A 12,341-nucleotide genomic window follows, 5' to 3' on the forward strand; every position below is an offset into this window, starting at 1 on the left:
GGCCATCGCGTTCAACCGCAGAAAACGCAACCTCGACGTCACCACGTTCACCGGCCAGGCGAAGAACAAATGCGCCCCTGCCTGGAAGCCGTCTGCCTCGCAAGCTCCGCGGGCACTTGCTGCTACGCCAGGACTCGGCCGCCAGCGAAGGAGAAACGGGGGCCGCCCGGCGACCCCCGTTTCCCGCTTACCACCTCAGTTCTGGTTCACCGCGGCCATGTTCGGCAGCGACACGTACGGGAAGGCCGACCGGAACGCGTGGTCGTTGGCGTCCACCCCGTCGCCCAGCGTGGCCACCGCAGCCGGCGGGTTGGGCAGCAGAATTCCCTCAGCCGCCTGCAGGGTCACGTCCAGCACGTCATCGGTGAGCCGGCGCCCGTTCGGGAACCCGGCCAGGTCGCCGCCGACCACACCCAGACGGTTGGGCGTGGCCGCCGGGGCCACCGACATGTTGAGCCGCAGCTGCTCGCTCGGCGCGAACTTCTTGGCGTTGGCGTCCTTGTTGAGCTTCTGCGAGTTCAGGTCCGCCTTCACCGGGCCACAGGCCTTGCACACACCGGTCAGGAACACCTCGACAAGGTCGTTGCGCGGGGTGGCCGGGGCCGGGATGTTGTAGATGGCCTGCATCAGCCGCGGAACCTCGGGCTTGGTCACGTAATTGAGGAACTTCGCGTCGTCGTTGGCCTTCGTGGCGTTGAACTCGTTCTTCGCCCGCAGCGGGATGACCGCCTCGTTGACCAGCGGCATGCCCAGCCGCGACACCTGGCGTTCGGTGGCCGGCTTGCCGTTCATGCTGGCGCCCAGCCGCGACGTGGTGGTCCAGATGCCCACGTTCGGGTTGCGGGTCGCATCGCCCTTGAGCGCGAGCTGGGTCTTGGGCACCCGCAGCGCGACCGTGTTGACGTTGTAGCCCTTGAGCGTGTCCTGCCCGACCTCGGACAGGTCACCGCCGTACAGCAGGTCGAAGACCCGCAGGTCAGCGAAGAACGGGTCGTCGGCCTGCCCGGCGAAGGACTTGGAGCCCGCGCCGGCCGAGGTGATCGCCGCGTTGGACAGCGTCTCGTAGTCCGGCATCGAAGCCTTGCCGGTGAACGAGGGCGCCACCCGGGCCGCCTTGAGAATCGTCTTGGCCCCCGCCGGGGTGATCCGCTGCAGCTGGTAGGTCTGACGGATGTTCAGGTCCTTGTCGGCCAGGCTGGTGACCGGGCCGGTGGTGTACAGGAACGTTCCGTCGTTCTGGTACGTGGTGCTGAACGTCCACCGGTAGATGATGTCGGCCTTGGCATCACCATCGTTGTCGATGTTGATGTCGTGCGCCGTGTTCTCGGCGAACGGGTAGAAGTTGGGCCCGCCGTTCGGCTCCTCGAACGGCGTCCAGTTCGCCACCAGGGTGACCGTGTCCGGCTGGTCAGGGCTGACGAACGCGTACAGGTCGGTGTTGTCCAGGCTCGGCGTCTGCGCGATCAGCGGAGCTTCGCGGTGCGAGGACGCGTGGCCCTGCATCGGCGAGAGCGACGCCACGCAGGCCGCCGACGCACCGATGGCCGCCAGCGCGGTCAGGCGCCGGCGGGTTACGGCAATTTTCATCATTCCCCCGGAATCACATGGGCGGTCGGCACCGTTGCCACCGCCCCATGTGACTTCGTAGCGGTAAATCGGATGGATCGCCGGTTATTCCACTTTTATTACTCGTGTCCTTTCTGAAAGGAACCGTCCGTGATGCACTATTTGCCGGTGCACAGACGATGGCTCCGCCCGGTTCTGGTGATCACCGCGGCCGCGGCCGCCCTGCTGGGAGCCGGGGTCCTGCTGGTGCCGCGGCATGCGGACAAGCCCGCCCCGGCCAGCGCCCCCGCGTCCTCCGAACTCGACCGCTACGTCACCCGGACCACGGATCACCTCACGAAGGTGCCGGGCGACTGGCAGGGCTGGGCGCAGCTGGGCATGGCGCAGGTCCAGCTGGCCCGCATCACCGCCGACCCGAGCCACTACCCGCCCGCCGAGACCGCGTTGCGCCGCTCGCTGACGGTCCAGCCCCACGGCAATGCCGCCGCGTTGACCGGCCTGGGAGCATTGGCTGCGGCCCGCCACAACTTTCATGAGGCTTTCCGGTACGCCCACAGCGCCGTGGCCACCGATGCGTTCTCGGCCGACGCGTACGGCGTGCTCACCGACGCCTGCGTCGAACTCGGCCGTTACCCCGAAGCCACCGCGGCCGTGCAGCGCATGCTCGACCTGCGCCCGGACACCGGCTCCTTCGGCCGCGCCTCCTACGTCTTCGAGCTCAGCGGCAACCGCAACCGGGCCACCGAGCTGATGCAGCGCGCCCTGGATGTGGCCGGCAGCCCCGCCGACGCCACGTTCGCCCTGACCCACCTGGGCGAGCTGGCCTTCAACGAGGGTGACCTCGACAAAGCCGCCGGCTACTTCGCTCGGGGCCTGGCCCGCACGCCCGGCCAACCCGCCCTGCTGGCCGACCGCGCCAAGGTCAGCGCCGCCCGCGGTGACTACGCCTCCGCGCTGGACGACCTGCGCGCCGCCACCGCTGTCCTGCCCACCGTCGACCACCTGGTCACCCTGTCCGACACGCTCACCGCCGCCGGGCGCCCCGGCGAGGCGGCCACCATCGACACGCTGATCCGGGCCACCACCCGGCTGCCCGGGGCCACCGGCGCCACCACCGACATCGACCTCGTGCTCTTCTACGCCGACCGCGGTGAGCCCGGCACCGCCGTGGCCAAGGCCCGCGCCCTGTTCGCCGCGCGCCCCAGCGTCAGCGTCGAAACCGCGTACGCCTGGGCGCTGCACGCAGCCGGCCGCGACCGGGAGGCCCTCACCCACGCCGACCGTGGTCTGCGGCTGGGCACCAAGGACGCCCGCGCCCACTACCAGCGGGCCCAGATCCGCCGGGCGTTGGGAGACCGCCGTGGCGCACGGGCCGACCTGAGCGAAGCCCTCGCCCTCAACCCGTACTTCTCGCTGCGCAATGCCCCTCGCGCCCGCACCGAACTCGCCAGCCTGGAAGGCCCCGCATGATCCGCCGCCTTGTCACCGCGGGCCTGGCCGGCCTGACCGTCGCCCTGCTGCTGCCGCTGCCCGCTCAGGCCCATCCGCTGGGCAACTTCACCACCAACGTCTATGCCGGTTTGCGCATCGCTGCCACCGGCGTGGACGTCGACTACGTGCTGGATCTGGCCGAGCTGCCGGCGTACCAGGCGACAACCGACGAGATCGACGCCAATCACAACGGCGCAACCGACAATGCCGAGCAGATGTCGTACGCCCAGAAAACCTGCACCGCAGCAGCCGCCGCCACCACCGTGACCATCAACGGCAGCAGCGTCCCCGTCCAGAACCGCACCGCTGGCCTGCAACTCCGCCCGGGCGCCGGCGGCCTGACCACCTTGCGCCTGCAATGTGTCCTGCACGCCCCCGCCCGCCTGAGTGCCGGGGCCGGGATCGCCTTCGCCACCAACTTCTACCCCGACCGCATCGGCTGGCGTGAGGTGACCGCCATCGGCGACCGCTACACGCTGACGTCCTCGGATGTCCCCGCCACCAGCATCAGCAACCGCCTGACCGCCTACCCCGCGGGCGCCCCCACTGCCGGCGTGCGCACCGCAACCCTGACCGTTCGCCCCGGCGGCCCACCGGCTCCCGCCGGCGTTCCCACCTTCGACATCTCCGGCGCGGCCGCCCAGGCTCGTGACGTGGATCGCCTCACCACCTGGTTCACCGAGCTGGTGGGGCATCCCACGCTCACCCTGGGCGTTGGCCTGCTGGCGGTGCTGATCGCCATCGTCCTCGGCAGCGCCCACGCGGTAGCCCCAGGCCACGGCAAGACCATCATGGCCGCGTACCTGGTAGGAGCCAAGGGCAGGCTGGCCCCCGCCCTCACCGTCGCCGGCTCGGTAGCCGTCACACACACCCTGGGCGTCCTCACCCTGGGCGTCATCCTGGCAACCTCGGTCGAGCTGGCCCCCGACACCCTCTACACCTGGCTGAAACTGATCAGCGGCCTCCTGGTGGCCCTGATCGGAGCGCAGCTCCTGCGCAGGGCCCTACGCAACCGCCGCCACTCGCACCGGGTTGCGGAGGTGTCGCACGCTCACGACTCGGGGGTTGCTGACGTGTCGCATGCCCATGCGTCGCTGATCTCTGACGTGTCGCACACCCACGCCTCGCTGGTTTCCAGCGTCTCGCACGCTCATGAGGCCTCGCACGCCCAGGCCGCGCCTCACACTCACGCCGCGCCTCACACTCACGCCGCGCCTCACACTCACGCAGAGCCTCACTCTCATGACGGAGCTCACTTCCACGAGGCGCCTCACGGTCACGCGCCGGACGGTCAAGGCGCGCTGCACACCCACGACCACGGCGACGGCCGCCCACACACCCACTACATCCCCGCCCCCGATGAACCGTTGCGGGTGCGCACCCTGCTCGCCATGGGCTTCGCCGGCGGCCTGTCCCCCAGCCCCTCCGCCGTCGTCGTCCTCCTGGGCGCCGCAGCCCTCGGCCGGGCCTGGTACGGCGTTGTCCTCGTCATCGCCTACGGCATCGGCCTGGCCGCCACCCTGACCGGCATCGGGTTCGCCCTGGCTCGCTGGGGACATCGTCTGCAGAACCTGGGCTCCGGCCGCTGGCACCGTCTGCTGACCCCCCGCATGCCCGCCGCTACCGCCTCCGTCATCCTCGCGGTAGGCATCGGCATGGCCCTGCTGGCCACAGCCAGCCTGTTCCCCTGACCCACCCCGCCCGCCAGACCATGCCCTCGCCGCCAGCTCAGCCACCACTTGGCCTCACCAACCGCGCCACCCTCCTCGATGCACACAGCTCACCGAGCACGGCTTCCTGCTGCGCCGCCGGTGAAAGCTGCTGCGCCGCCGCTGAAAGCGCCGGCAAAACCGCTACTGGGAGTGCGGCCCCACCATCAAGCTCTTGCAGTGCGCCTGCAGGACCTGCAAAGCCTTTTCACTGACCGAGAAACCTTTTCCGGGTACGTACGCAAGATCCGCCAACGCATCGTCACCGGGCACCAGTCGCAGCAACGGCGGCGGAACATCGCCCGGCTCGACACCGAAGGTCTGATCGAGATAGACGCCCGCTGCCGCTGCGGTTGTGAACCCGGTCAGCCCCGCACCGGTCAAGGCCTGAGCCAGTCCGGGGCTGATCACGAGTTCCTCCTGCCGCCCGGCGAGCGCGTCGGGCGGCCAGCTCAATTCCACCGTGAGAACACCGTTCTCGTCCGTACTTGCGTCCCAGGCCGGATCGGGTTCCACGATGGAGCGCATGGCGGACAAGCTACCGGCATCAATCAGGCGGCGGGTGTTGCGGTCACCCGGGAATGACGGGTACGGCCGATGGTGTCAAACGAGCCGAAACCGACCCGCCCCGAGCCGAGGTGGTGTGGTTCTCCAGAGACATTTGCGTGTCTCATGGTCGTCGATCGCTCGCGGGGTTCCGATGTACCTGTTCTTTTCCAACGCTCCGAAGGCCCAGCGGGCTGGCGGCGCAGGGGTTGGACGAGGGGTTCCGGGGCTGGCGGCCGCATCGCAACCGGGCGGCGTGCGAGCGGGCGCTGCTGAGCGGGATGCGGATCCAGCAGTGGCCGACGGTGTTGTTGCCCGAGCTGGGGCTGCTCGACGGCGGCCGGCCTCGGGCGGTGGAGTTCGAGATGGGGGCGTGCGCAGGCTCGGGGAGTCACCACCGCTACCGCTGAACTGGCCGGGCTGGCCGGCACCGCAGCTTTCGACGCGGCATACAAGCATTGGGCCGCAAGCCCGGCCTTTCGCGGGTTTGCCGGCATCGCCCGCCGAAAACTCGACCGGGCCGCCCGCGCCGCAGCCGACCTGGCCACAACTCCAAATGCCCACGGGCCTAGCTGTTGCCGGCACGGCCCGCAAGCGGGATCGACGGGTGTACCGGGGCGGTGGGCGGGTACACCGTCGCCATGACCGACAAAGACGTCGTTGACGTGCTGACCAGCGACCACCGCGACTTCACCGCCCTGATCGGGGAGATCCGCTCGGTCAACGATCCCATGATCAAGCGTGACCTGACCGACACCATGATCAGTGAGCTGGTGCGCCACGCCGTTGCCGAGGAAATGTACGTGTACCCGGCGATGAAGAAGTACCTGCCGGACGGCGAGAAAGCCGTGGAGCACGACACCGGGGAGCACAAGGAACTCGAGGTGACGATGAAGAAGCTCGAAGGCGCCGAGGTGTCGAGCGCCGAGTTCGCCTCCGCGTTGCAAGAACTCGATGAGATCCTGGCCGACCACATTCAGGACGAGGAATCCGAGCAGTTCCCGGAGCTGCGCCGGCGGATCCCGGGTGAGGAACTCGTGGGGCTGGCCGCCAAGGTGGAGACGGCCAAGAAGCTCGCGCCGACCCGGCCCCACCCGGGCGCGCCGAACAACGAGCTGTTCCACAAGACCGTCGGCGCCGGCGTCGGCCTGGTGGATCGCCTCCGCGACAAGCTGACGGGGCGCGCCACCAAATAGCCCAACCAGATCCCCGGCGGTGCTGCGCGCCCGCGCTGGCCGCCCTGCTGGTCGTGCCGGCCCGGCCCCGTCCGGGTGGCCCATGATTATCGCTGGTCAGGGTGGGTAGCTCAGAAGGATGTCGGAAACACAGATGAAGCTTGACGAGCAGGCGTCGACCGGCGACCTCGTCAGCCGGATGAGCGAGCAGATGTCCACGCTCGTGCGCGAGGAGCTGGAGCTGGCGCGCACGGAAATGGTGGAGAAAGGCAAGAAGGCCGGCACCGGCGCCGGCCTTCTGGGTGGTGCAGGTGTGCTGGCCCTGTACGGCGTGAGCGCGCTGCTGGTGACCATCGGCGCGCTGCTCGCCCTGGTGTGGCCGGCGTGGCTGGCCGCCCTGGTGGTGGCCGTGGTTGTGTTCGCCATCGCCGGCGTCGCCGCGCTGCTCGGCAAGAAGCAGGTCACACAGGCCGTGCCGCCGGCGCCCACTGCGGCCGTCGACAGCACCAAGCGTGATGTCAGCACCGTGCAGGCCGCCGCCAAGAGCGGTTACCACAGCCGCGACTAGGCGGCCGCTCCGGAGACCAGCGAGTCGATGGCGCGCTGGGTCGAGGTGAGCGTCTGCATCGCTGCCTCGATCTCCTGGATGCTGCGCACCGCGTCGCTGGTCTGCGCGCGGATGCCGTCGACCTGCTCCGAGATGCTCTCGGTGGCCCGGCCCGTCTCCGTGGCCAGTTCCTTGACCTCGTGCGCCACGACCGCGAAGCCGCGGCCCGACTCACCGGCGCGGGCGGCCTCGATGGTGGCGTTGAGGGCCAGCAGGTTGGTTTGCGACGCGATGCCGGTGATCAGCTTGACCACCTCGCCGATTTTGGCGCTGCTGGCGTCGAGGGCGGCGATCGTCTGCGCGGCGGTCGTCGCCCGGGCCACTGCCGCGTCGACCGAGCTGCTCAGGTCGGTGCTCACGCCGGCGAGCTGGCTGGTGGCCTCAGTGACCTGGCGCAGCTGTTGCTCGTTGCGCTCGAGGAGCTGCTTCTCGTTGTCGACGTCACGCAGCGTACCGGCCACGCGGACGGTACGCCCGGCGGAGTCACGGTGGGTGACCGCGGCGGCCCGGAACCAGCGGTAGTCGCCGCCGGCCGGGCGCAGCCGGAACTCCACGTCGAAGGGGACCCGGCTGGTCAGCAACGCGCGCAGGGCTTCGGTCGTACGCGATGCGTCATCGGGGTGAAGATCGGCCACCCATGCCGGGTGCGCCGACCCGTCGGTCTCCCACAGCTCACCCGCGGCGGCCTGGACGAGCAGCTCGCGGCGCTCGGACTCGGCGGTGTGCGCGGCGCGGGCCTCCTCCAGCTCGCGGCGCAGCGACTCGATCTCCGCGCGCAGCGGAGCGTCGTCCGCGGCGGCGGTGACCTGCTCGTTCTGAGTCTTCCTGCCAAACACCACGGGTGTCTCCTCCGCCACAGTTTCCGGTCTGCCCGGTGAATCGGCAGCTCAGCGTGGCTTCTGCAGGATTTTCGCGAACCCGGCCCATGGGCGATCATAGAGCCCATGAGTTATGTCGCGGCATCGGATCGTTACACCAGCACGATGCAGTACCGGCGGACCGGGCGCTCGGGTCTGCAGCTTCCTCTGCTGTCGCTGGGCTACTGGCACAACTTCGGCGACGACAAGCCGTTCGAGACCCAGCGGGCCATCACCCGGCGCGCCTTCGACCTCGGCATCACCCACTTCGACCTGGCCAACAACTACGGCCCGCCCTACGGCGCCGCCGAAGTCAACTTCGGCCGCCTGCTCGCCGAGGACCTCAAGCCCTACCGCGACGAGCTGATCATCTCCACGAAGGCCGGCTGGGACATGTGGCCCGGCCCCTACGGCCAGGGTGGCGGCAGCCGCAAGTACGTGCTGGCCAGCCTCGACCAGTCGCTTGCCCGGCTCGGCCTGGACTACGTCGACATCTTCTACTCCCACCGCTTCGACCCCGGCACCCCGCTCGACGAGACCGCCACCGCCCTGGACGCGGCGGTGCGGGCGGGCAAGGCGCTGTACGTGGGCATTTCCTCCTACGACGCCGAGCACACCCGCACCATGGCCGGCCTGCTGCGCGAGCTGGGCACCCCGCTGCTGATCCACCAGCCGTCGTACTCGATGCTCAACCGCTGGATCGAAACCGAGGGCCTGCTGGAGACGACCCAGGAGGTGGGCGCCGGGGTCATCGGCTTCACCGCGCTGGCGCAGGGCCTGCTGACCGGCAAGTACCTGGGCGGCATCCCGGAGGGCTCGCGGGCCACGCAGGGCAAGTCGCTGGACCCCGAATGGCTCGACAAGGACCTGGTGGGCCGGCTCAACGGCCTCAACGACATCGCTGCGGCGCGCGGCCAGAGTCTGGCGCAGCTCGCGCTCGTGTGGGCGTTGCGTGATCCGCGGGTGACGTCACTGGTGATCGGGGCCAGCAGCGTGGAGCAGTTGGAGCAGAACGTGGCGGCGCTGGAGAATGTGGCGTTGTCGCAGGAGGAGCTGGCCGCGATCGACGGGATTCTGTCGTCGGGGACGACGTCGGTGGATCTGTGGGCCGATGCGCGTAAGGGCACGCTGTAGCAGGACGGTTGGTTGGTCAACGCCCCGTGGGCCGGGTTCGGCCTGCGGGGCGTTTCCGGTGGGGAGGCGCTGAGGCCGATGAGCTGACCGATCAATGGGGACAGTCCATCGCGATACGGGAAAGCTCCGGGCGCGGGCACCCAAATTCCGTACCTGTCGCATAGATTGTGGTCTTGACGACAGGGGGTCGACGATGACGCACCGAATCGGATCCGATGACTACCCGGGCGCGGCGGCACGGCTGAGCCGGCGCTCCCTTCTCGCCCTGGGCGCCGGGGTGGCCGCCACTCCTCTGCTGAGCGCGTGCGGCGGCGTTTCGACAAGCGGCGCGGACGCCGGCGACGGCGGCGTGACCCTGATGTCCAACCAGTTCAGCCCGGTCGAGGAGAAGCAACACTTCGAGAAGATCCTCAAGGACCATGTCACCGGCGAGAAGGTCGCGTTCAACCAGGTCGAGACCGGCATCTTCTCCTCCACGCTGCAGACCCAGGTGGACGCGGGCAAGGTGCAGGTCAGCATGGTCGGCGCACTGCACGGCGACCTGGCGCAGCACACGTCACGGCTGATCGACCTGGACGACGTCCTCGGTGGCTTGGGTGATCGCGGGTTCGCCGCCGAGCTGACCGATCTGGCCAAGCTCGGCGGCACGACCACCAAGTACATCCCGTGGATGCAGGCCAGCTACGTGCTCGCGGTCAACAAGAAGGCCCTGCAATGGTTGCCCAGCGGCGCCGACGTGCAGAAGCTGACCTACGACCAGTTGCTCGCCTGGATGACCGCGGGACGCCAGGCCAACGGGAACAAGCCGATCTTCGGCATCCCGGCCGGCGTCAAGGGTTTGTACCACCGCTTCTTCCAGGGTTTCCTGCTGCCCAGCTTCACCGGCGGGCAGATCACCACGTTCCGCAGCCCCGAAGCGGCAACGGCGTGGGAGTACATGAAGCAACTGTGGGCGCAGACCGCGCGGGCCTCCACCAACTACGACAACCTGCAGGAGCCCTTGCAGCGCGGGGAGGTGCTGGTCGGCTTCGACCACGTGGCACGGCTGGTCGGCGCGCCCGCGAGCAAGCCCGATGACTGGCTGATGGTGCCGGCACCCAGCGGGCCCAAGGGGCTGGGCTACATGCTGGTGCTGGCCGGGCTCGGCATCCCCAAGGGCGCCCCCGAGCTGGCCAAGGCCAAGGACGTGATCAAGCAGCTGACCACGTCCGAGGTTCAGGTCGACGTGCTGCGTCAGAACGCGTTTTTCCCGGTGACCAACGCCAAGGTGCCCACGGACCTGCCCGGCGCGGTGGCGCTGGCTGAGCGGGCGGTACGAGCCCAGCGCGAGGCGTCGAACGCGATTCTGTCGCTGCCGCCGGTGGGCCTGGGGGCCCGAGACGGCGAGGTGGGCCAGATCTTCAAGAACTGCTTCAAGGAGATCTGCCTCGACGCCAAGCCGGTCCAGCAGGTCCTCGACGCCCAGGCCACCGAGCTCAACAAGATCATGGACGAGCTCAAGATTCCCTGCTGGCAGCCCGACCCGGCCGGCGCGACCTGCCGGGCGGCCTGAATGGTGCAGACCGCGCGCAGCGCCACCGACCAGCCGGTCCGGCCCGCCGCGACGCCGCCCCACCGGCGCCGGCGGCCACCGGCGGCGCTGCTGCTGATCGTTCCATCCATCATCTTCATGACCGCGCTGTTCCTGTGGCCACTGATCGCCGGCATCACCCAGGCGTTCACCGGCCCGGACGGCCCGACCACGGCTTACGTGAGCCGCATGGTCGACGACCCGTACTTCTGGGAGGCGACCCGCAACACCGCGCTGCTCATCGTCGTGCTCATCCCGTTGCAGTTCGCGCTGGCCATCCTGATGGCCCTGCTGCTGCGCGAACGCCCCCGCCTCGCCGGGTTCCACTTCTACATCTGGGTGGTGCCGCTGGCCATCAGCGACCTCGCCGCCGGGCTGGTCTGGCTGTCCATCTTCACCGACCGCGGCTACCTGAACTCGGTGCTCGACTCGCTGGGCATCGGCACGTACTCGTGGCTGTCGTTCGAGCACCCGGGCACCATGTTCCTGGCCGTGGTGGTGGCCGAGCTGTGGCGGGCCACGTCGCTGGTCTTCGTGATCGTCATCGCCGGGCTGCAGGGGGTGCCCCGCGACTACGACGAGGCCGCCGAGGTGTTCGGGGCCACGTACTGGCAGCGGGTGCGCTACGTGATCCTGCCCCAGCTGCGGCCGAGTCTGCAGGTGGCGCTGATCCTGCGGACCATCCTGGCGCTGGAGGCCTTCGCGGTGGCCCAGGCGCTGACCGGGCGCAACTTCCCGCTGCTGGTCGGCGAGACCTACCAGTGGTACTACACGCTGCAGAACCCGAACGTCGCGACCGCCATCGCCCTGGTCGTGCTGGCGCTGAGCCTCATCGCGGCGGTTGGCTACCTGCGGCTGATGCGCCGGCACCCGGAGGTCCGATGAGCAGGAACCGGACCTGGGTGCAGCTTGCCTGCATCGTGGTCACGCTGTTCATGGGCGTACCGCTGTACCTGATCACGCTGGCCGCGCTCTCCAGCCGCGACTCGCTCAACCAGTTCCCGCTCCCGCTGCTGCCGGCCTCGGTCAACGGCGAGACCATGTCGACGTTCCTGCAGTCCACCGGCATCCTCGGCGGGTTGCTCAACTCGCTGACCATCGGGCTGGCCACGGTGGCGCTGAGCCTGCTGATCGGCCTGCCCGCCGGCTACGCCATCGCCCGCTTCGCCTTCCGCGGGCGCGACCCCTACCAGCTGGCGTTGCTGCTGACCCGGGCGCTGCCGATCGTCGTGCTGAGCGTGCCGCTTGCGCGGATCTTTCTGGACACCGGGCTGTACGACACCACGTACGGCGTCATGCTCCTGCACACGGCTCTGGCTCTGCCGACCACGATCCTGATCACGTCGGCGATCTTTCTGGGGGTCTCGCGCGAACAGGAGGAAGCTGCCATGATCTTCGGCGCGTCCGCACTGTCGGCCTTCGCCAGGATCGTGGTCCCCCAGGCGCTGCCCGGGATCGCGGCGTCGGCGATGTTCACCTTCGTGCTGTCCTGGAACGAGGTGCTGGGGGCCAGCATCCTGACCCTCAACCGGCGCACGCTACCCGCGCAGGTGCTGGCCACGCTGGCCGACTCGCCGTTGGCGTTCCGGTTCGCCGGCGGCTTGGCTCTGGTCGTACCGGCGCTGCTGTTCATTGCTGTTGCTCGTCGTTATCTGCTCAACATGTGGGGCACGACCCTGCGCTGAT

The 12,341-nt window shown here is 69.2% G+C and carries 12 protein-coding genes; 9 read left to right on the top strand and 3 right to left on the bottom strand.

The window, feature by feature from the left end:
• Positions 1-195 precede the first annotated feature (195 nt).
• Positions 196-1,587: a DUF4331 domain-containing protein gene (locus tag TFC3_RS15110; RefSeq protein WP_173745323.1), complete on the bottom strand. Its 1,392-nt coding sequence runs from the start codon at positions 1,585-1,587 to the stop codon at positions 196-198.
• 147 nt (positions 1,588-1,734) lie between these two features.
• On the opposite strand from TFC3_RS15110, the gene TFC3_RS15115 reads away from it, so the two are divergent.
• Positions 1,735-3,036: a tetratricopeptide repeat protein gene (locus TFC3_RS15115; RefSeq protein WP_236718135.1), complete on the top strand. Its 1,302-nt coding sequence runs from the start codon at positions 1,735-1,737 to the stop codon at positions 3,034-3,036.
• On the top strand, positions 3,033-4,748 hold the full coding sequence (locus TFC3_RS15120) for a hypothetical protein (RefSeq protein WP_067500187.1): 1,716 nt from the start codon (positions 3,033-3,035) through the stop codon (positions 4,746-4,748). The genes TFC3_RS15115 and TFC3_RS15120 overlap by 4 nt, the downstream gene beginning before the upstream one ends.
• A 162-nt stretch (positions 4,749-4,910) precedes the next feature.
• On the opposite strand, the gene TFC3_RS15125 is transcribed toward TFC3_RS15120, so the two are convergent.
• A complete protein-coding gene (locus tag TFC3_RS15125) occupies positions 4,911-5,294 on the bottom strand; it encodes a hypothetical protein (protein ID WP_067500190.1) in 384 nt (127 codons plus the stop codon).
• A 227-nt stretch (positions 5,295-5,521) separates the two neighbouring features.
• On the opposite strand from TFC3_RS15125, the gene TFC3_RS15130 reads away from it, so the two are divergent.
• The 3 genes from TFC3_RS15130 to TFC3_RS15140 all read left to right on the top strand — a co-directional run bounded on the left by TFC3_RS15130 (position 5,522) and on the right by TFC3_RS15140 (position 7,055).
• Positions 5,522-5,722 (top strand): hypothetical protein, encoded by a 201-nt coding sequence (locus TFC3_RS15130; RefSeq protein WP_067500192.1) that lies wholly within the window; start codon positions 5,522-5,524, stop codon positions 5,720-5,722.
• 231 nt (positions 5,723-5,953) lie between these two features.
• A complete protein-coding gene (locus TFC3_RS15135) occupies positions 5,954-6,508 on the top strand; it encodes a hemerythrin domain-containing protein (RefSeq protein ID WP_067506723.1) in 555 nt (184 codons plus the stop codon).
• A 133-nt stretch (positions 6,509-6,641) separates the two neighbouring features.
• Positions 6,642-7,055, top strand: coding sequence for a phage holin family protein (locus tag TFC3_RS15140; RefSeq protein ID WP_153040240.1), 414 nt, complete (start codon positions 6,642-6,644; stop codon positions 7,053-7,055).
• Here the strand turns inward: TFC3_RS15140 and TFC3_RS15145 are convergent.
• Positions 7,052-7,933: a methyl-accepting chemotaxis protein gene (locus TFC3_RS15145; RefSeq protein WP_067500196.1), complete on the bottom strand. Its 882-nt coding sequence runs from the start codon at positions 7,931-7,933 to the stop codon at positions 7,052-7,054. The two genes, TFC3_RS15140 and TFC3_RS15145, sit on opposite strands and share 4 nt — an antisense overlap.
• A 105-nt stretch (positions 7,934-8,038) precedes the next feature.
• Here TFC3_RS15145 and mgrA point away from each other — a divergent pair, with 105 nt between their 5' ends.
• The 4 genes from mgrA (at position 8,039) to TFC3_RS15165 (ending at position 12,340) form a co-directional block, all read left to right on the top strand.
• Positions 8,039-9,085, top strand: coding sequence for an L-glyceraldehyde 3-phosphate reductase (gene mgrA / locus TFC3_RS15150; RefSeq protein ID WP_067500198.1), 1,047 nt, complete (start codon positions 8,039-8,041; stop codon positions 9,083-9,085).
• Positions 9,086-9,278: 193 nt separating this feature from the next.
• A complete protein-coding gene (locus tag TFC3_RS15155; protein ID WP_067500200.1) occupies positions 9,279-10,637 on the top strand; it encodes an ABC transporter substrate-binding protein in 1,359 nt (452 codons plus the stop codon).
• On the top strand, positions 10,638-11,540 hold the full coding sequence (locus TFC3_RS15160) for a carbohydrate ABC transporter permease (RefSeq protein ID WP_082772072.1): 903 nt from the start codon (positions 10,638-10,640) through the stop codon (positions 11,538-11,540).
• Positions 11,537-12,340, top strand: coding sequence for a carbohydrate ABC transporter permease (locus TFC3_RS15165; RefSeq protein ID WP_067500202.1), 804 nt, complete (start codon positions 11,537-11,539; stop codon positions 12,338-12,340). Before TFC3_RS15160 ends, TFC3_RS15165 begins: the two co-directional genes overlap by 4 nt.
• The last annotated feature ends 1 nt before the right edge of the window (position 12,341 follow it).

Source organism: Actinoplanes sp. TFC3 (genome assembly GCF_001553785.1).
Taxonomy (GTDB): Bacteria; Actinomycetota; Actinomycetes; order Mycobacteriales; family Micromonosporaceae; genus Actinoplanes.